Annotated in this window: 8 protein-coding genes; all 8 read left to right on the forward strand. The window is 71.9% G+C overall.

Features of this window, described 5'->3' with window-relative positions; all coding sequences use genetic code 11:
- Nucleotides 1-2,386, forward strand: a 2,386-nt coding sequence (locus tag JK363_RS39605; RefSeq protein WP_201883164.1) for an SDR family NAD(P)-dependent oxidoreductase, incomplete at its 5' end; no start/stop codon positions are given.
- Nucleotides 2,387-2,433: 47 nt separating this feature from the next.
- Nucleotides 2,434-9,099, forward strand: a complete 6,666-nt coding sequence (locus tag JK363_RS39610; protein ID WP_201883170.1) for a type I polyketide synthase — start codon at nucleotides 2,434-2,436, stop codon at nucleotides 9,097-9,099.
- A 34-nt stretch (nucleotides 9,100-9,133) separates the two neighbouring features.
- Complete coding sequence (locus JK363_RS39615) at nucleotides 9,134-14,878, forward strand: type I polyketide synthase (protein ID WP_201883176.1); 5,745 nt, start codon at nucleotides 9,134-9,136, stop codon at nucleotides 14,876-14,878.
- Nucleotides 14,871-15,308, forward strand: a complete 438-nt coding sequence (locus JK363_RS39620) for a nuclear transport factor 2 family protein (protein ID WP_201883177.1) — start codon at nucleotides 14,871-14,873, stop codon at nucleotides 15,306-15,308. The genes JK363_RS39615 and JK363_RS39620 overlap by 8 nt, the downstream gene beginning before the upstream one ends.
- Before the next feature lie 47 nt (nucleotides 15,309-15,355).
- Entirely contained in the window at nucleotides 15,356-15,823 is a 468-nt protein-coding gene (locus tag JK363_RS39625; protein ID WP_201883178.1) for a nuclear transport factor 2 family protein, read from the forward strand.
- Between the two features lie 35 nt (nucleotides 15,824-15,858).
- A complete protein-coding gene (locus JK363_RS39630; RefSeq protein ID WP_201883180.1) occupies nucleotides 15,859-17,289 on the forward strand; it encodes an NAD(P)/FAD-dependent oxidoreductase in 1,431 nt (476 codons plus the stop codon).
- Nucleotides 17,286-21,332 (forward strand): type I polyketide synthase, encoded by a 4,047-nt coding sequence (locus JK363_RS39635; RefSeq protein WP_201883182.1) that lies wholly within the window; start codon nucleotides 17,286-17,288, stop codon nucleotides 21,330-21,332. Before JK363_RS39630 ends, JK363_RS39635 begins: the two co-directional genes overlap by 4 nt.
- On the forward strand, nucleotides 21,307-21,720 hold the full coding sequence (locus tag JK363_RS39640) for an acyl carrier protein (RefSeq protein ID WP_201883184.1): 414 nt from the start codon (nucleotides 21,307-21,309) through the stop codon (nucleotides 21,718-21,720). The genes JK363_RS39635 and JK363_RS39640 overlap by 26 nt, the downstream gene beginning before the upstream one ends.
- Nucleotides 21,721-21,771: the final 51 nt, after the last annotated feature.

A 21,771-nucleotide genomic window follows, 5' to 3' on the forward strand; every position in this document is an offset into this window, starting at 1 on the left:
CGCGAACAACAACCCCGCCCCCCTGGTCACCGCAACCCTCACCCGCAAACAACCCGACACACACGCACTCACCCACGCACTCGCCCAACTCCACACCACCACCGGCACAGCCATCGACTGGACCGCCTGGTACCCCACTACCCCACCCCCACGCACTCTCGAACTCCCCACCTACGCCTTCCAGCACCAGCGTTACTGGCTGGCGCCACCCACCCGCCCTGTCGCCGACGATGGCGCGGGCCATGGAGACCCGGCCGAGGCGGAGCTCTGGCACGCCATCGAAGAACAGGACGTCGACACCCTCACCACCGCCCTCCGGCTCGACAAGGACAGCCCCGGCATCGACGCCCTGCTGCCCGCCCTCCCCGTTCTCTCGACCTGGCGATGCCGACACCGCGAACAGAGCGCCATCGACTCCTGGCGCTATCGCATCGCCTGGCAGCGCCTGCCCGAGCCCGCCACGGCTCCGGCACTCACCGGTACCTGGCTGATCATTGTCCCCTCGGGTCTGGAGGACCACCCGGCTGTCCACGCCACCACCCAAGCGCTCCATGCCCATGGTGCGGCCCACGAGACGCTGGCCGTCAACGGCGCGATCCTGCACCGTAACGACCTCGCGCTACAACTCACCTCGGCAACGACGGAGTTCACGACCGCGGGATTCCTGAGTCTGCTCGCCCTGGACGAGTCGCCCCACCCGGATCATCCGTCCGTGCCCATCGGGCTGGCCGCCACCACCGCCCTCGTCCAGGCCCTCAGCACGGCCGAGGACAGCGGGCCACTGTGGTGTCTCACGCAGGGAGCCGTGGCGACCGGCGCCTCCGAGCCGCTTCCCCATCCCCATCAGGCACAGATCTGGGGATTCGGCCGTGTTGCCGCGCTGGAGCACCCCCGGCTGTGGGGTGGGCTCATCGATCTGCCGACGGCGATCGATGCCGAGACCCCGGCCCGTATCGCGAGGCGCCTGGCCGAGGGCCAGTCCGAGGACCAGATCGCCATCCGCTCCGGTGCGTTCGCCCGCCGTCTTGAACACGCCCCGGTCACGGTCGCGGCGCCCACCGGTTGGCGGCCGTCCGGAACGACCCTCATCACCGGCGGCACCGGTGGCCTCGGCGCCCATGTCGCCCGCTGGCTGGCCCACCACGGCGCGCCCCGTCTCCACCTCGTCAGTCGCAGCGGCCCGGATGCCCCCGGCGCCACCATACTCACCGAGGAGCTCACCGCACTCGGCACCGACGTCACCATCACCGCCTGCGACGTCTCCGACCTCGACGCCCTCCGCACCCTTCTCGACACCATCCCCGCCGAACACCCCCTCACCGCCGTCATCCATGCCTCCGGCATCCCCGAGAACGCACCGCTGGCCGAGCTCGACCTCGCTCATGTCGACGATGTACTACGGCCCAAGGCGCTCGCGGCCACGCATCTCCATGAGCTCACCGCGGACTTGGACCTCTCCGCCTTCGTGCTCTTCTCCTCCGGTGCCGCCACGTGGGGCGGCAGCCGTCAGGCGTCCTACGCCGCCGCCAACGCCTATCTCGACGCCGTCGCCGAACACCGCCGTGCCCAGGGCCTTCCGGCCACCAGTCTCGCCTGGGCGCCGTGGAGCGAGGCGGGCATGGCGGCGGACGACGCCGTCAACGCGTACTACCACCGGCGCGGGATGAGGCCGCTGACCACCGATCTGGCGATCAAGTCCCTTCAGTGCGCGCTCGATCAGGGCGACACCACCGTCACGATCGCGGACATCGACTGGCGGACGTTCCCGGCTGGTTTCACCGCACAGCGGCCCAGTCCGCTCCTCACCTCGCTGTCGCCCAGCGCTCCGCCGAACGCCGAGACCGCGGACTCCTCGGCCGCCACCGGCGCGCTCCGGCAGAAGCTCGCCGAGGGCACCCCCGCCCAACAGCACCACCTTCTGCTGCGCCATATCCAGACCCATACCGCGGCCATCCTCGGCCATTCCGGTATCGATGCCGTTGCGCCGTCCCAGCCCTTCCAGGAGCTCGGATTCGACTCCCTCACCGCGGTCGAGTTCGGCACCCGGCTCTCGGCCACCACCGGTGTCGACCTTCCGCCCACCCTCATCTTCGACCACCCGACGCCCAAGGAGATGGCCGACTTCCTGCGTGAGCAGCTCGTCGACGCCGAGGTGTCGTCCGAGGGACGGCTGCTGTCGGAGCTCGACCGTTGGGACGCCGTATCGGAGCCGTCGGCGGTGGATGCGTCGGCCCGTCGGAGGATCGCCGGACGGCTGCATCTGCTGCTCGCCAAGTGGGGCGACACGGACCGCGCGTCCGAGCGGTCCACGGCGCACAGCGCACTCGAGACAGCGACGGCAGAAGACATCTTCGAGCTCATCTCCGACGAGTTCGGGAAGTCGTGAGCCCGATGACCTCCATCTTCCGCGCCGCGCCAAGGAGCCCCAGCTAGATGTCGAATGAAGAGAAGCTGCTCGACCACCTCAAGTGGGTCACCGCTGAGCTGCGCCAGACCCGTGAGCGGCTGCGCGAGGTCGAGTCGGCCGAGCCGGAACCCATCGCCATTGTGGGGATGGCCTGCCGCTATCCGGGGGGAGTGCGGTCGCCCGAGGAGCTGTGGCGGCTGGTGCGGGACGGCGGTGACGCGATCTCCGCATTTCCCGCGGACCGAGGGTGGGCCACCGAGGAGCTGTACGACCCGGATCCCGAGCGGTACGGGAAGTCCTATGTCGACCAGGGTGGCTTCTGCCACGACGCGACCGGGTTCGACGCGGCGTTCTTCGACATCAGCCCACGTGAGGCGCTGGCCATGGACCCCCAGCAGCGGCTGCTGCTGGAGACCGCGTGGGAGGCGTTCGAGCGCGCCGGGCTCAACCGCCGTGCCCTGAGCGGCAGCGACACCGGTGTGTTCGCCGGGGTGGGCTCCCACGACTATCTGTCGGTCATCGGCAATATCACCAGCGAGGTGGAGGGCTACGTCGGGGCCGGGAACCTCGGCAGTGTGGTGTCAGGCCGGGTGGCGTACTCGCTCGGACTGGAGGGGCCCGCGGTCACGGTGGACACCGCGTGTTCCTCCTCGCTCGTGGCCATCCATCTGGCGTGTCAGGCGCTGCGCAACGGCGAATGCGATCTGGCTCTGGCCGGTGGTGTGGCCGTGATGGCCACACCGGGCGCGTTCATCGAGTTCTCGCGGCAGCGGGGGATGGCCCCGGACGGCCGGTGCAAACCCTTCGCGGCCGCCGCGGACGGTACGGGCTGGGGCGAGGGTGCAGGACTCGTCGTGCTGGCGCGGCTCCGTGACGCGCAGCGCCGTGGCCATCGTGTGCTGGGGTTGATCCGCGGCTCCGCCGTCAATCAGGACGGCGCCAGCAACGGCCTGACCGCGCCCAACGGGCCCTCCCAGCAGCGGGTGATCCGGCAAGCGCTCGCCAACGCCCGGCTGTCGACCGCCGAGGTGGACGCGGTGGAGGGACACGGCACGGGGACCACCCTGGGCGATCCGATCGAGGCCCAGGCGCTGCTGGCCACCTACGGGCAGGGGCGAGCGGAGGACCGGCCGCTGTGGCTGGGGTCGATCAAGTCCAACCTCGGTCACACCCAGGCCGCCGCGGGCGCGGCGAGCGTGATCAAGATGGTGATGGCGATGCGGCACGGGTTGCTGCCCGCCTCGCTGCACATCGACGACCCCACCCCGCACGCGGATTGGAGCGCCGGTGAGGTGCGGCTGCTCACGGAGGCCGTCGCGTGGCCGGAGGGCGAACGGCCACGGCGGGCCGGGGTGTCGGCCTTCGGCATCTCCGGGACCAACGCGCATCTGATTCTGGAGCAGGCGCCCGCAAGGTCCGAGGTGTCATCGGCCGGGAACGTGTCACAGGGCGGTGGCGCTGACGGCCCGGTGCCCTGGGTGGTGTCGGGGCGTACCGGTGTGGCGCTGCGGGGTCAGGCGGCGGCGCTGGCCCAGCGAGTGGCGGCCGACGCGGAGTTGTCGCCCGCGGCGGTGGGCTGGTCGCTGATCAGCACCCGATCGGTGTTCGACCACCGCGCCGTGGTCATCGGTGAGAACCGCGAGGAGCTGATGGCCGGGCTGAAGGCCCTGTCCACCGGGGAGACCCACCCGGGTGTGGTGGACGCCGGCAGCACCACGGCCACCCAGGGCGCTGACGGTGTCGGCGGGGGCGGCCTCGGTGGCAATGGCGCCGGCCCGGTGCTGGTGTTTCCGGGGCAGGGGTCGCAGTGGGTCGGTATGGGCGCCGGACTGCTCGACACCTCCCCCGTCTTCGCCACCCGGGTGACCGACTGCGAACAAGCCCTCGCCCCCTACGTCGACTGGTCCCTCACCGACGTCCTCCGCGGCGGTGTCAACGCCGCCGACCTCAGCAGAGTCGACGTCGTCCAGCCCGTCCTATGGGCCGTCATGGTCTCCCTGGCCGCCGTCTGGGACGACTACGGCGTCACCCCCACCGCCGTCATCGGCCACAGCCAAGGCGAAATCGCCGCCGCATGCGTCGCCGGAGCACTCTCCCTCGACGAAGGCGCCCGCATCGTCGCCCTCCGCAGCACAGCACTCCGCCACCTCACCCGCGGCGGATCCATGGCCTCCCTCAGCATGAACCAGGAACAAGCCGAAAACCTCCTCACAGAATGCGACAAACACGCCGAAGCAGTAGGCATCGCCGCCGTCAACGGACCCGGATCCATCGTGGTGTCCGGCCCCCCGGAACAGGTCGCTCACGTGGTGGCCACCTGCGAGAAAGCGGGCCACCGCGCCCGGCTCATCGACGTGGACTACGCCTCCCACAGCGCCCAAGTCGACGAGATCTCCGATGAGCTGCGAACGGTCCTGGCGGGTATCGAGCCGGTCCAGGCGGAGGTGGCGTTCTACTCCACCGTGACCGCCCGGCGCATGGACACCAGCGGGCTGGACACCGGCTACTGGGTGGCAAATCTGCGGGAACGAGTGCGGTTCGCGGACGCGGTGCGGGCACTGCTCGACGACGGCCACCGCGTGTTCATCGAGGCCAGCACCCACCCCGTCCTCACCGTCGGGATGCAGGAGAGCTTCGAGGAAGCGGGTGTCGCAGCGGCAGCGGTACCAACCCTGCGCCGAGACCACGGCGACCGCGCACAGCTGATGCGCTCGGTGGCGCAGGCGTTCGCGGCGGGGGTCGAGGTGGACTGGGCTCGCTGGTTCGGTACCGATCCGGCCCCGCCCGTGGTGGATCTGCCGACGTACGCCTTCCAGCGCGAGCGGTACTGGCTGGAGGGCCGTGGTGGCCAGGGCGGGGATCCCGGCGACCTCGGTCTGGTGGCGGCCGGGCATCCGCTGCTCGGCGCCGCCGTGGAACTCGCCGAGGGCGGGACACATCTGCTGACCGGGCGGCTCTCCCCGCGCACCCACCCCTGGCTGAATGACCACCGGGTGCTGGACACCGTACTGCTCCCGGGGACGGCCTTCGCCGAACTGGCGCTGCACACCGCCGCCCGGACCGGCTGTGACGGGGTGTCGGAGCTGACACTGTACGCACCGCTGGTGATCGCGGAGGGCGAGGCGGTCGATGTGCAGATCGCCGTTACCGCCCCCGAGGCCACCGGTGACCGGGGTCTGACCATTCACTCCCGTCGGGCGGACGACAGCGGCGACGCGGTCTGGACACGGCATGCGACGGGTGTGCTCACCGCCTCGTCCGCGACCGACACCGACAGCATCGACCCCGCCGAATCCGATTCTGCCGACTCCGCCGAAATGAGCGGTGTCTGGCCTCCTCGGGGCGCCACACCGCTGCCCGTGGCGGACTTCTACCGCGGTCTGGACGACCACGGCTATGGCTACGGTCCGTCCTTCCAAGGTCTTACCGCCGCATGGCGCCTGGGCGACCGGCTCTACGCCGAGGTGGCGCTGCCCGAGGAGGAGCGTGCCCACGCCACCGCCTACGGCATCCACCCCGCGCTGCTCGACGCGGCCCTTCATGTCCGTGCCCTCGCCGTCGACCCCGCTTCCGAGGAGGCGCACCGGGTTCTGCTCCCCTTCTCCTGGAGCGGCCTGCGGCTCCGGGCGACCGGTGCGGATACGCTGCGGATCCGGCTCACCCCCACCGCGGCGGACCGGCTCTCGCTGACCGCTGCCGACCCGGTCGGCACACCGGTGGTCACGGTGGACGACCTGGTGCTGCGTCCGATGCCGGACGGTCAGCTGGGCCGGGCTCGTTCAGCGGGCCGGAACACACTGTTCCAGCTGCTGTGGGAGCGGGCATCGGCGTCCGCGGGCTCCTCCGCCCTCCGTTCGGCCGTCCTCGGATCCGACGCCGATCCGACGGCCACCGCACTGCCCGAGGGGCCGTGTTATCCGGACCTCGCCGCGCTACGGACGGCCGTGACGGACGGAGCTCCGGCACCCGACGTGGTGTTCGCCTCCTGCACCGCTCCCAGCGGCGGCGAGGGGCCCGTCGAGGACACCCACACCCTCACCACCACCGTTCTGTCGCTGGTGCAGGACTTCCTGGGCGCACCCGAGCTGGCCGACACCCAGCTGGCCGTCGTCACCCACGGCGCGGTGGCCACCCAGCGCCACGACAACGTCCGCGCTCTGTGCGGCGCCGCCGTATGGGGCCTGGTGCGCAGTGCGCAGTCGGAGAACCCGGGACGGCTGCTGCTGCTCGACCTCGACGGCCAGGACACCTCACTGGAGGCGGTAGCGGAGGCAGCGGCCTCCGGCGAACCGCACATCGCCCTCCGTGACGGCCTGTTGTACGTACCACGCCTCACCCAGGACGACGCCGCACAGCGGCTGACCCCGCCGGAGGGCTCGGCCGCATGGCGTCTTGGGCTCACCGGCCACGGCAGTCTGGACCAGCTGGCGCTGGTCGACTGTCCGGAGAACACCCGCCCGCTGGGCCCCGGGGAGGTGCGGGTGGCGCTGCGCGCGGGCGGGGTGAACTTCCATGACGTGGTCGTGGCGCTGGGCATGGTCGAGGACCCCCGGCCGCTCGGCGGCGACGGCGCGGGGGTGGTCGTAGAAGTGGGCCCGGACACCGACCGGTTCGCCGTGGGCGACCGCGTCATGGGGCTGTTCAACGGCACCGGCCCGCTGGTCATCACCGACAGCCGTCTGATCACGCCTATCCCGCCCGGGTGGTCGTACGCCCAGGCGGCCGCCACCCCGTCGGCCTTCCTCACCGCCTACTACGGTCTCGCCGATCTCGCGGGGCTGCGCACCGGGGAGAAACTGCTGCTGCACGCGGCCACCGGCGGTGTCGGCCTGGCCGCGGTACAGCTGGCCCGCCACCGGCAGGCCGAGGTCTTTGCCACCGCTGGCCCGGGGAAGTGGCATGCGCTGCGCGCACGTGGCTTCGACGACGCGCATATCGCCTCCTCCCGCAGTCTGGACTTCGAGGAGCGGGTGCGCGACGCCGCGGGATCCGTCGATGTGGTGCTCAACTCCCTGGCCGCCGACTTCACCGACGCGTCGCTGCGGCTGCTGGCTCCTGGCGGGCGCTTCATCGACATGGGCCGGACCGACATCCGCGACCCCGAGCAGGTCGGCAACCAGTATCCCGGCGTCACCTACCGTGCGTTCGACCTCGTCAGCGGCGCCGGTCCGGACCGCATCCAGCGGATGCTCGCCGAGCTGTCGGCGCTGTTCGAGGACGGCACCCTGCAACCACTGCCGACCACGCTGTGGGACATCCGCCGAGCCCCCGAGGCGTTCCGCCACTTCAGCCAGGCACGCCACATCGGAAAGATCGTGCTGACCATCCCGACTGCCCTCGACCCGGACGGGACCGTACTCATCACCGGCGGTATGGGCACGCTCGGCGCCGCCACCGCACGCCACCTGGTGACCCGTCACGGAGTGCGGCGGCTGCTGCTGGTCAGCCGCCGCGGAACGGACGCTCCGGGCGCCACCGAGCTGGTCGCGGAGCTGACCGGACTCGGCGCCGAGGTGACGGTCGCGAGCTGTGACATCGCCGACCGGACGGCCCTGGCCACGTTGCTGGCGGGGGTACCCCGGCGGCATCCGCTGACCGCGGTCGTCCACGCGGCCGGGCTGCTGCGCGACGCGACCGTCGAGGCGCTCACGCCCGAGCAACTGGCCGATGTGCTGCGGGGGAAGGCCGACGCGGCGTGGCATCTGCACGAACTCACCCGCGATCTGGGACTGTCGGCGTTTGTGCTGTTCTCCGCGGCGGCCGGGCTGCTCGGCGCCGCGGGGCAGGGGAACTACTCGGCAGCCAACGCGTTCCTGGACGCCCTCGCCCATCACCGCAATGCCCAGGGGCTGCCCGCAACCTCGCTGGCCTGGGGCTACTGGGCGCAGGCGACCGGGATGACCGGGGGGATGACGGACACCGACCGGGCGCGGCTGGCGCGAGCCGGAATGGTGGGGTTGGCGACCGAGGAGGGTCTGGCGCTGCTCGATACCGCCCTGACCAGCGGTCTGCCCACACTGGCGCCCATCCGGCTGGACCTTGCCGCCCTGCGCGGTCGGGGCGGGGCCGATGACCTTCCGGCCGTCTTCCGGAGCCTGGTGCGCGGCACGCCGCAGGCGGCCACCGGTGCCGTGTCGGGGGCGGTGTCCGGTGCGGGGTCGGCGGAGGTGTTCGCCGCGATGACGGAGGAGGACCGGCAGCAGGCACTGCTGAAACTGGTGCGGGCGCACACCGCGACGGTGCTGGGGCATGGTTCGGCGGAGTCCGTTCACCCCACGCAGAACTTCCGGGAGCTCGGCTTCGACTCGCTGACCGCCGTGGAGCTGCGGAACCGGCTCGGCGCCGCCACCGGCCTCCGGCTGCCCGCCACCCTGGTCTTCGACCACCCCACGCCCACCGCCGTGGGCCGGCTGCTGCGGGACCTGCTGGCCCCCGCCGCCGGGACGGTGTGCGAGGCGCTGCTCGCCGATCTCGACTCCGTCGAGGCGGCCGTGGAATCGGTGCTCGGGGACCGGGACCAGCGGGCGCGGATCGTGTCCCGGCTGCGGAGGTTGCTGCGCACGGTGGACAGCGGTCCCAGCGGGGCGGACCCGGCGAACGGCCGGCAGGATCTGGGGTCGGCCAGCGACGAGGAGTTGTTCCACGTGCTCGACCACGAACTGAGTGTCCCCTCCGACGACAGTCTCCGATGACTCACGACGACCGCAATGATCGGGTTGATGCGACATGACGGATGACGAGAAGCTGCGCAGCTATCTCAAACGGGCGACCGCCGATCTGCGGTTGGCCAGGCGGCAGTTGCAGGAGCTCGAGGACCGCGCTCACGAGCCCCTCGCCATCATTGGGATGGCCTGTCACTTCCCCGGTGACGTGGAGACGCCCGAGGATCTGTGGCGCGTGGTCATCGACGGTGTGGACGTCATCTCGCCGTTTCCCGCCGACCGAGGCTGGGATCTCGAGGGCCTCTACGACCCGGATCCGGAGAACGCCGGGACCAGCAGCGCCCGGGACGGCGGTTTCCTGCGCAGCGTGGCCGATTTCGATGCCGACTTCTTCGGGATCAACCCACGTGAGGCGGCGGCGATGGACCCCCAGCAGCGACTGCTGCTGGAAACCGCGTGGGAGGCGTTCGAGCGGGCGGGGCTGGACCGGGACACCGTGAGCGGCAGCGACACCGGTGTGTTCGCCGGGGTGGACTCGTACCACTATCTGTCCCTCATCGGCCAGACGAGCGGTGACTCGGCGGGCTATGTCGCCACCGGGAACCTGGGCAGTGTGGTGTCGGGCCGGGTGTCGTACGCGTTCGGCCTGGAGGGTCCCGCGGTCACCGTGGACACCGCCTGCTCATCGTCGCTGGTGGCCACCCATCTGGCGGCGCAGTCGCTGCGCCAGGGCGAGTGTTCGCTGGCGCTCGCGGGCGGAGTGACGGTGATGGCCACGCCCGGTGGCTTCACCGAGTTCTCCCGGCAGCGTGCGCTGTCCCCGGACGGGCGCTGCAAGGCGTTCGCGGCGGCGGCCGACGGCACCGGTTTCTCGGAGGGTGTCGGTCTGGTGCTGCTGGAGCGGCTGTCGGACGCCCGGCGCAACGGCCACCGGGTGCTCGCGGTGATCCGCGGTTCGGCCGTCAACCAGGACGGTGCCAGCAACGGGCTCACCGCGCCCAACGGGCCGTCCCAGCAGCGGGTGATCCGGCAGGCGCTCGCCAACGCCCAGCTGACCGCCGCCGAGGTGGACGCCGTCGACGCACACGGCACCGGCACCACCCTCGGCGACCCGATCGAGGCCCAGGCACTGCTGGCCACCTACGGACAGGAGCGTCCCGGCGACCAGCCGCTGTGGCTCGGCTCGATCAAGTCGAACATCGGACACACCCAGGCCGCCGCGGGCATCGCCAGTGTCATCAAGATGGTCCAGGCATTGCAGCACTCCCATCTGCCCGCCACGCTCCACATCGACGAGCCGACCCCGCATGTGGACTGGACCGCGGGCCATGTGCGGCTTCTCGCCGAGCCCACGTCCTGGCCGGACCGTGGGCATCCGCGGCGGGCCGGTATCTCCTCGTTCGGTATCAGCGGCACCAACGCCCATCTGATCCTCGAACAGGCCCCCGAGCCGGCCGAGACGGCGGACATGGCGGAGGAGGAGCCGCGGGGTGAGGGTACGGTCGCGGGCGGTGTGGTGCCGTGGGTGGTGTCGGGGCACAGTGGTGAGGCGTTGTGGGGTCAGGCGGCGGCGCTGGCCGAGTGGGTGGCGCGCGACGCGGAGTTGTCGCCCGCGGCGGTGGGCTGGTCGCTGATCAGCACCCGATCGGTGTTCGACCACCGCGCCGTGGTCATCGGTGAGAACCGCGAGGAGCTGATGGCCGGGCTGAAGGCTCTGGCCACCGGGGAGACCCACCCGGCGGTGATCGAGCCGGGCGGCGCGGCGGCGGTGGGCGGTCTGGGCGCGGGCGGGACCGGCCCGGTGCTGGTGTTTCCGGGGCAGGGGTCGCAGTGGGTGGGTATGGGCGCCGGACTGCTCGACACCTCCCGCGTCTTCGCCACCCGGGTGACCGACTGCGAACAAGCCCTCGCGCCCTACGTCGACTGGTCCCTCACCGACGTCCTCCGCGGCGGTGTCAACGCCGCCGACCTCAGCAGAGTCGACGTCGTCCAGCCCGTCCTATGGGCCGTCATGGTCTCCCTGGCCGCCGTCTGGGACGACTACGGCGTCACCCCCACCGCCGTCATCGGCCACAGCCAAGGCGAAATCGCCGCCGCATGCGTCGCCGGAGCACTCTCCCTCGACGAAGGCGCCCGCATCGTCGCCCTCCGCAGCACAGCACTCCGCCACCTCACCGGCGGCGGATCCATGGCCTCCCTCAGCATGAACCAGGAACAAGCCGAAAACCTCCTCACAGAATGTGACAAACACGCCGAAGCAGTAGGCATCGCCGCCGTCAACGGACCCGGATCCATCGTGGTGTCCGGCCCCCCGGAACAGGTCGCTCATGTAGTGGCCACCTGCGAGAAAGCGGGCCACCGCGCCCGGCTCATCGACGTGGACTACGCCTCCCACAGCGCCCAAGTCGACGAGATCGCTGATGAGTTGGCGGAAGTGTTGGCCGGGATCACTCCGGTCCGGTCGACGGTGGCGTTCTATTCGACGGTCACCGCGGGCCGGATGGACACCAGCGGGCTGGACACCGGCTACTGGGTGGCAAATCTGCGGGAGCGAGTGCGGTTCGCGGACGCGGTGCGGGCACTGCTCGACGACGGCCACCGCGTGTTCATCGAGGCCAGCACCCACCCCGTCCTCACCGTCGGATTGCAGGAGAGCTTCGAGGAGGCGGGTATCGCAGCGGCGGCGGTGCCGACCCTGCGCCGAGACCACGATGGTCCGCGCCAACTGGCCCGTTCGGTGGCGCAGGCGTTCACGGCCGGGGTGGCGGTGGACTGGGCCCGCTGGTTCCCTACGGATCCGTCCCCGCCCGTGGTGGATCTGCCGACGTACGCCTTCCAGCGCGAGCGGTACTGGCTGGACCCCGAGGGCGGACCGGGTGGCGATCCGGCCGATCTGGGGCTGGCATCCGCGGACCATCCGCTGCTCGGCGCCGCCGTCGAACTGGCCGACGGCACCACGCGGCTGCTCACCGGTCGGCTGTCCGCCCGCACCCACCCCTGGCTCGCCGAACATGTGGTGGCGGGCGCGGCGCTCGCACCGGGCGCGGTGCTGGTGGAGTGGGCGCTGCGGGCGGCCGACGAGGTCGGCGGTGGCTCGGTGGAGGAGTTGGCGCTCCAGGCCCCGCTGGTGCTGCCCGAGTCCGGGGGACTGCGGGTGCAGGTGGTGGTGGCGGCCGCCGGGGAGGACGGACGGCGCGAGGTGCGGATGTACTCGTGCCCGGACCGGGCGGCCGGATCCGGCGCGGACGCGGAATGGGTGTGCCATGCCACCGGTGTGCTCGGTCCGCCGATCGCCGAACCCGAGCAAGCCGAGGGCCTGGCCGGGGCGTGGCCTCCGGCGGGTGCGGAGCCGCTGGACATTGATGGGTTCTACGAGCAGGCGGTGGCGGCCGGTTATGGCTACGGTCCGGCGTTCCAGGGGCTGACGGCCGCCTGGCGCGACGGGGCGGATGTGCTGGCCGAGGTCGAACTGCCCGAGGCGGCCGGTGACCGGGACGGTTTCGGGATCCACCCGGCGTTGCTGGACGCGGCGCTGCACACCTCGCTGCTGGTGGACCGGCCGGAGGGGCAGGAGGACGACGGCCAGGTGTGGCTGCCGTTCGCGTGGAACGGTGTGTCCCTGTGGGCGGCCGAGGCGACCACGGTGCGGGTGCGGCTGTCGCGGGACGAGCAGCGGCAGGCGCTGCGGCTGACCGTGGCCGACGCGGTGGGCGCCCCGGTGCTGACGGTGGATTCGCTGGTGACGCGCCCGGCCGGAACGGATCGGCTGCGGGCGGCGGCCACTCGCGGTGTGGACGGGCTGTTCACTCTGGACTGGACCGCCCTGCCCGCGCCCGATGGACCGTCGTGGTCGGTGGCCGGTGACGGCGGCTGGGTGGTGTTGGGCGAGGACCGGTGGGGGCTGGCGGAGGCGGTGGCGGCCGGTGCGGGCCCGGAGGTCCCGTCGGTGGTGTGCCACCGTGATCTGGACACGCTGCTCGCGGCGATGGAGGACGGTGAGGCCGCCCCCTCGGTCGTGGTGACGTCGGCTCGGGCCGACGATGAGGATGACCGCGACGGACTGCGTGTGACGGAAGAGCTGCTTGCTCTCGTCCAGGGCTGGCTGGGGCGGCCCGCGCCGGCGGACGCGCGGCTGGTGGTCGTCACCCGAGGCGCGGTGGCCGCCGGGGCCCCGCCCGACACCGCCGGAACCGACCCGGGCGGCGCCGGTGCGTGGGGGCTGATCCGCAGTGCGCAGTCGGAGAACCCGGGCCGGTTTGTCCTCCTCGACCTCGACGGGAGCCCCGGGAACGTGGCGGACGCGGTGCTACGGGCTCTGGAGCTCCAGGAGCCGCAGGTGGCGATACGCGAGGGGCGGGTGCTGGTCCCCCGGATGGCGCGCGCGGGCGCGGGCGCCGCCGCGGTTGCGGACACCGGGACCACACCCGAGGTCTCCGGTGTGCTCGACCCGGAGGGCACCGTGCTCATCACCGGTGGCACCGGCACCCTGGGTGCGCTCGTGGCCGACCATCTGGTGCGCACCTGGCGGGTCACCCATCTGCTGCTGGTCAGCCGACGGGGTCCGGACGCGCCCGGCGCCAAGGAACTCGCCGACAAACTGGCGGAGTTGGGTGCGCGGGTGCGGATCGTCGCGGCCGATGTCACCGCGCCTCAGGAGGTGTCCGGTCTGCTCGACGGGATCGACCCGGCGCATCCGCTGACCGGTGTCATCCACGCCGCGGGAGTGCTGGATGACGCCGTTGTCACCTCGCAGACCCCGGAGCGGCTGGCCCGCGTCTGGCGGCCGAAGGCCACGGCAGCGGCCGTACTGCACACCGCGACCGCGAAGCATCCGCTGCGCATGTTCGTGATGTTCTCCTCGACAGCGGGCACACTGGGCGCCTCCGGGCAGTCCAACTACGCCGCGGCGAACGCGTACTGCGACGTCCTGGCCGCCCACCGGCGTGCCCAGGGGCTGCCAGGAGTGTCGGTGGCCTGGGGACTGTGGGCCGACGCCAGTGGGATGACCGGCCATCTGGACGACGCGGACCGGGCCAGGCTGGCCCGCTCGGGCATCGGCGCGATGTCCCGCGAACGGGCTCTCGCCTTGCTGGACGCGTCCGTTCTGCACGGCGCTCACCAGCTCATCGCGATCGATCTGGAGGTGCGGGCGCTGGCCGGTCGGCCCGCGCTGACCCTGCCCGCTCCGCTGCGTGCTCTCACCAGTGGCGGTACGGCGCGGCGCACCGCGGCCGCCGCACGGCCGCACACCGACTGGGCCGGGCATCTGGCCGCCCTCCCGCCGGCCGAGCAGCATCGCACCCTGCTGGATCTGGTGCTCACGCACGCCGCGGCGGCCCTCGGCCACGCCGACCCCGGCCGGATCCACACCGAGCGCGGTTTCCTGGAGCTCGGCTTCGACTCGCTCACCGCGATCGAGCTGCGCAACCGGCTGACCGCGGTCACCGGACTGCGGCTGGCCACCACGCTGGTGTTCGACCATCCCAATCCGGTGGCGCTGGCGGCGTATCTGCACACCGAGCTGGCGCCCGAGAAGGCCGATCCGCTGCCCGCGCTGCTGGGTGAGCTGGAGCGGCTGGAGGGCGCCCTGCTCGCCGCCGCACAGGACGAGGCGGCACGCGGCACCCTGCACCAGCGTCTCCGGACGACCGTGGCGAAGCTGGCCGGGCCGGACGGCGGGGAGCCGGTGGACGCAACGGTGAGCGGCCGCATCCACGACGCCTCGACCGACGAGATCTTCCAGTTCATCGACCGGGACCTCGGCCGGGGCGACAGCGACGGAGAGCACACGGGAGTACACGTTGATTGACGAGCGAAGCCGGAAGAAGCTGATTCTCGAGCACAGCCGTCGGATGAACGCCGCGGATGTCGACGGGCTCCTCGAACTCTACGCGGACGAGGTCTGCTTCGAGGATCCGGTCGGTTCCGATCGCAGGTCCGGGCGCGACGCACTGCGCGCGCATTTCGAGGAGCTGGTGGCGGCGGAGATCGAGGAGGTGCCCGGGCAGCCGGTCGCGGGCCAGGACGGTGTGCATGTCCTGGTGCCTGTCACCGCCACCATGAACTACCTCCCTCTGGGCCCCGTGTTCGCCGGCCGCGGCTGGCTGACGGAGCCCGCGTCGCCCGAGAACAAGCGCATCACCTGGGACTACGTGGTGATGATGCGGGCTGGGGCCGGGGGTCTGATCCAGGAGTTGCAGATGTTCTGGGGGAGGTCGGACATTGGCGTCGCGGACTGACTCCCGGACCGGCACCCCACCACCCCGGACCCGTACAGGAGGCGGTCATGGCCGATGAGGCGGCCCTCAAGAAGATGGCGCTGGAGTACGCGGCGCGGATGAACGCCGGTGATGTCGAGGCCGTCCTGGAGCTGTTCTCGGACGACATCCTCTTCGAGGACCCGGTGGGCGCGCCACCGCTGGTCGGTAAGGACGCGCTGCGCGAACACATCGCGTGGTCCATCGAATGCCAGGTGCACGAAACCCCCGGCCGCCCGGTCACCTCGATGGACGGACGGCGGGTGGCGGTGCCGACGACGGTCACGGTCCGCTCACCGACCAAGCTGACCTTCAGCATCATCGGTGTGATCGAGCTGGGGGACGACGGACTGGTCCACCACGCCCAGGCGTTCTGGGGGATCACCGACACCACGGTGGGCGACGGCCCCGAACTCACCGGTGTCGCCCACTTCATGGCCGTCACCCAGAACCTCGCTCAGATGGTCAACGCCAAGGGCAGCTCGAGCCGGACGTGACCGGCCGCAAGCGGTGAAGGGACACGAGCAGAACCATGACCGAACGGAAGCACGGAATCGTCTTGGGCGGAGGCTGGGCGGGGTTGCTGGCCGCCCATGTGCTGGCCCGCCATCTGGAGAGCGTCACCGTCGTGGAGCGCGATGTGCTGCCGGACGGGCCCCGGCACCGCAAGGGATCGCCCCAGGCGCGCCATGTCCATGTGCTGTGGTCGAGCGGTGCGCGGATCGTCGAATCGCTGCTGCCCGGCATGGTCGACCGGCTGCTGGACGCGGGCGCCCGCCGTGTCGGTTTCCACCAGGATCTGGTGACCTTGACGTCCCACGGCTGGCAGCACCGCTTCCCGCCGCGACAGTACGCCATCATGTGCACCCGCCCGTTCCTGGACTGGATGGTCCGGGACCGGATCCTGGGGACCGGGCGGATAGCGCTGCGGCAGCGCACGGAGATCCTCGACCTTGTCGGCGACGCCAAGCGGGTCACCGGGGTGCGGCTGCGCGACATGGACGGCGGCGCGGTCGAATCCCTGGAAGCGGATCTGGTGATCGACGCCTCGGGGCGTGGCTCGCGGCTGCGGCACTGGCTGTCGGCGCTGTCGCTGCCTCCGCTGGAGGAGGACGTGGTCGACGCGGGCATCGCGTACGCCACGCGTGTGTACCAGGCGCCGCCCGGCGCCGCCGCCGGATTCCCCGCGGTCAATGTGGCGGCCGACCACCGGCTGCGCGAGCCGGGTCGCTTCGGGGTGGTGTATCCGCAGGAGGACGGCACCTGGATGGTGACGCTGTCGTGCACCCGGGGCGCGGGACTGCCCACGCAGGACGGCGACTTCCTGCCCTACGCCGAGACCCTGCGGCATCCGCTGGTCGCCGATCTCATCAGCCGCGCGGAGCCGCTGACCTCGGTGGCCGTGTCACGTGTGGGTGCCAACCGGCGGCTGTATCCGGAGCGGCTGGAGGGCTGGCCGGAGGGGCTGCTCGTCCTCGGGGACGCGCTGGCCGCGTTCAACCCCATCTACGGCCACGGTCTGAGCGCGGCCGCGCGGGCCGCCGCCGCCCTGGACGGTGAACTCCGGGGTTCCGGGGGCGCTCCGGGGGCCACCCGCCGCGCCCAGCAGGCCATCAGTGCGGTGGTGGACGATCCGTGGATCATGGCCGCGTCCAAGGACGTGGAGTACGTCAACTGCCGTGCGAACACGACCGATCCACGGCTGAGCGGCGGGGTCGCGGCGCGCCAGCGCTTCTCGGATCTGATCGCCGACCGGTCGATCCGCTCCTCCGCGGTGTGCGATGTGGTGACCGATGTCATCAGCCTGACCGCTCCCCAGTCCGAGCTGGCCTCGAGCCGGTTCCTGTCGCTGATGCACAAGGATCAGGTGCTTCCTGAGCTGACCGCGCCACCGCTCACCCCCGATGAGCTGGCCCTGGTCGATCTGAATCCACGCAGCACGGTGGGTGTGGGCGGCTCATGACGAACGAAGAGAAACTCATCGACTACCTGAAGTGGACCACGGCCGAGCTCCACCGCACCAAGCAGCGGCTCGAGGAGGCCCGGTCGGAGCAGCAGGAGCCGATCGCGATCGTGGGCATGGCCTGCCGGTTTCCCGGTGGTGTGGGCAGCCCCGCGCAGTTGTGGGAGCTGGTGGCCGAGGGGCGGGACGCCGTCTCCGCCTTCCCCACCGACCGCGGCTGGGATCTGGAGAACCTCTACCACCCCGATCCGGACCACCACGGCACCTCCATCGTGCGCGCGGGCGGCTTCATCCACGACGCGAGCGCGTTCGACGCGGACTTCTTCGGCATCGGCACCCGGGAGGCGGCGGCCATCGAGCCGCAGCAGCGGATGCTGCTGGAGCTGGCCTGGGAGGCCGTGGAGAGCGCGGGTATCGCCCCGGCCACCCTGCGCGGCAGCTCCACCGGGGTGTACACGGGGGTGATGTACCACGACTACGCCTCCCGGCTGGACGAGATCCCCGAAGGTCTGCTGGGCCCGGTGGGCAACGGCAACGCCGGAAGCGTCTCGTCGGGGCGGGTGGCGTTCACCCTCGGCCTCCAGGGCCCCGCGGTCACCCTGGACACCGCATGCTCGTCGTCGCTGGTGGCGATGCATCAGGCAGGGCAGGCGCTGCGCCAGGGCGACTGCACACTCGCGCTGGCGGGCGGCGCTGCCGTCCTGTACACCGCGAGCGTGTTCCAGGTGGCCTCCAGCCAGCGTCAGCTCTCCCCCGACGTGCGGTGCAAGGCGTTCGCGGACGCCGCCGACGGCATGGTGTACGGCGAGGGCGCCGGGCTCGTCCTGCTGGAGCGGCTGTCGGACGCGCGGCGCAACGGCCACCGGGTGCTGGCGGTCATCCGCGGCTCGGCGGTCAACCAGGACGGCGCCGCCACCGGGATGGCCGCGCCCAACGGACCTGCCCAACAGCAGCTGATCCGGGACGCCTTGACCCGTGCCCGGCTGTCCACGGCGGATGTGGACGCGGTGGAAGCGCATGGCACCGGTACCGCCTTCGGCGACTCCATCGAACTCCAGGCGCTGCTGGCCACCTACGGCCAGGACCGGCCGGAGGACCGGCCGCTGCTGCTGGGCTCGGTCAAGTCGAACATCGGTCACACCCAGGCGGCCGCCGGTATGGCGGGGGTGATCAAGATGGTGATGGCGATGCGGCACGGTGTGCTGCCGCGGTCGCTGCACATCGACCGGCCCACCCGCCTGGTGAGCTGGCGCAAGGGCGCCGTACGCCTGCTGACGGAGCGGACGGAGTGGCCGCGGGTCGAGCGGCCGCGCCGGGCCGCGGTGTCCTCGTTCAGCGCGAGCGGCACCAATGCCCATGTGATTCTGGAGCAGCCGACGTCCGATCCGGCGGAAGCCGGGGCGGACGGCGGCGCGGTGCCGGTGGCGGGTGTGGTGCCCTGGGTGCTGTCGGCGCGGAGTGCGGCGGCGCTGCGGGGGCAGGCTCGGGCGCTGGCTGTGCACACGGACACCGATGAGTGTCCGTCACCGGTCGATGTGGGCTGGTCGCTGGCCACCACCCGCTCGGTGTTCGAGCACCGTGCGGTGGTGGTCGGGCAGAGCCTGGCCGAGCTGCGGGCCGGGCTTGCCGCTCTCGCCGAGGACGAACCCCATCCTGCCGTGGTCGGGCCGGGTCTGGCCCCTGCGGGCACGGCGGCTTCCGTGGGCAGGACGGTGTTCGTCTTCGGCGGCGAGGGCGAGGGCCGTGCCGGTGCGGGTGCGGAGCTGTACGAGCGCTTCCCGGTGTTCGCCGCGGCGTTCGACGAGGTCTGCGGTCTGCTCGGGGTGAAGGGCGGGCCCGGGTCAGCCGCTTCGCGGGCCGGGCTGTTCGCACGGCATATCGCGGTGGCCCGGCTGCTGGAGTCGCTGGGGATACGCCCCGACGCGGTGATGGGTCATGCGCTGGGCGAGATCGCCGCCGGGTATGTCGCCGGTGTGCTGGATCTGCCCGACGCCTGCCGTCTGGTCGCCGCCGACTCCCCCTCCGGGGTCCGTGCCGTGGCCTGTCAGCAGCCCGTCGTTCCGGTCCTCAGCGGTGTCACCGGACACCCCGTCGACGAGCGGATCGCCACCTCCGACTACTGGTCACGGCAGGACCGGGACGCCGACCCGCCTGCCGCGGAGCATCCCGTCGACGCGCTGGACGACGTGGCCGTGGTCTGGGATTTCGGGCCCGAGCCCATCCCGTCGTCCGCATCGGCCCTGTCACCCTTCCACGGCGAGTGGTCCGAGGTGCGGGAGCTGATCCGCGCCCTGGCTCGGATGCACACCGCGGGGGCCACCGTCGGCTGGGCCGCGCTCTTCGACGGCGACCCGGCTCCGCTTACGGTCGAGTTGCCCACCTACGCCTTCCAGCGCCGCCGTTTCTGGCTGGAGAACCAGCTCCCGGCGGACGGCCCGGCGGAGGTGGAGACATGGGTCGACAGCGCGTTCTGGGAGGCCGTGGACACCACCGATCTGCCGGAGCTGGCGCAGGCCCTCGATCTCCCGGCGGACCGCCATGCCTCCCTGAAGGAGGTCCTTCCGGCACTGGCGGCCTGGCGGCGGCAACGGCGGTGGCGCTATCGCATCGCCTGGAAGGCACTGGCCGATGTGGTGGCACCGCGGCTGTCGGGCACCTGGCTCGTGATGGCTTCCGGCAACCGGTCGGCCGAGGCCCTGACCACCGCTGTCACGGACGCACTGCGCGGCCACGGTGCGGACGTTGTCGTCTGCTCGGACGCCTTCACCCGCGAGGAGACCTCGGGAGACGGTCCCGGAGCCGAAGCCCTGCGGATATCCGAGGCCGTCGCCGGGCGTCCGGTCGCGGGTGTGCTCTCGCTGCTGGCCGTGGACGACGGCCGGCCACCGGCCGACAACGGGCCGAGCCCCGCGCTCGCCCCCACGATCCGGCTGATGACGGCGCTGGAGCGGGCCGGGATCGGAGCCCCGGTGTGGATCGCCGCGCGCGGCGGGGTGAGCGTCGACATCGGAGACCCGATGGTCCGGCCCGACCAGGCTCAGATCTGGGGCCTGGGTGGCGCGCTGGCCACGGAGCACCCCGGGCGCCGATGTGGTCTGGTCGATCTGCCGGAGCGGTTCGACGAGCGGGCCGGGCGGCGGCTCGCGGGTGTGCTGACGGCGCATCACGGCGAGGGCGAAGTGGCCGTACGCGCCGACAGCTGTTTCGCGCGGCGCCTGGTGCGTGCCACCCCCGGACGGAGCGCGCCGGGTGACCGGACGGTGCGCGGCACCGTGCTGATCACGGGCGCCGACACCGCGTTGGGCGCGCATACGGCCCGCTGGGCGGCCGGCGCGGGCGCCGGGCATCTGCTGCTCGTGGGCACCGCGGCACCGGCCGACGGTCTGGTGGCCGAGGTGACCGCCTCGGGTGTCCAGGTGTCCGTAGCCGCCATCGACCCGGCGGACGCCGAAGCCCTCGCCACCGCCGTCGCCGGCATTCCTCAGGAGTGTCCGCTGACCGCCGTACTGCATCTCGCGGCGCCCCTGGGCGGTGGAGCGGGACCGCTGGACCCGGCACGCATCGCACGCGCATGGCCGGCCGTGGTGGCCGGGGCCGCGAATCTGCGCGCGCTCGCCCGGACCACCGAGCTGTCGGCGCTGGTGCTCTGCTCCTCGGCCGTGGGGGTCCTGCCCGTACCCGGGCTCGGCAATCAGGCCCCGGCACACGCCCATCTGCACGCGCTCGCCCAGGAGTGCCGGGCGCGCGGGGTACCGGCGGTGGCGGTGTGCTGGGGGGCGCTCGACGGCACCGGTACGGCTCCCGAGGTCGCCGAACGGCTGCGCGATCACGGGGTGTCCGCGCTCGCCCCGCACGCCGCTGCCGCGCTGCTACGGCAGGCGGTCATGGCGGACACCGCGTCCATGGTCCTCGCGGACCTCGACGAGAAACGGCTCACGGCACAGGCATCCGAACGGGGAACGGATCGGCTCTTCGATGACGTTTCCGGCCTTCAGCCCCCATCAGGCGGGAGATCCCATGAACGTACACAGCGCAGTCAATGACCACGCCACCGGCGACGCCACCACATCCCGACGACCGAACGGATCCGCCATGCACACGGACAACAGCGAGGCCGAACTCGACGGTGCGGCACTGCATCAGGCACTCTCCATCGCCACCCCGGAGGAGCGCGAGGACATCCTGCGGGAGACCGTCCGGACGCAGCTCGCCGACATCCTGGCCCCCAAGCCGATCGACGGCGACAGCAACTTCCTGGAGAACGGTCTCACCTCGCTGACCGCGCTCGAACTCACCCGCAATCTCATGACCCTCACCGACGTGGAGATCCCCCTCGTCGCCATCCTTGAGTACCCCACCCCCGCCCAGCTCGGCCACTATCTGGCCGAGGCGTACACGGCGGTCAACTCCAGTGACGGCGCCACGGCGTAGCCGGGCGGTCCAGGACGGCGACGCCGCGTGGCCGGGGAGCGATCCCCGTTC

Origin of the sequence: Streptomyces coffeae (assembly GCF_016741875.1) — a bacterium.
GTDB classification, from domain to species: Bacteria; Actinomycetota; Actinomycetes; order Streptomycetales; family Streptomycetaceae; genus Streptomyces; species Streptomyces coffeae.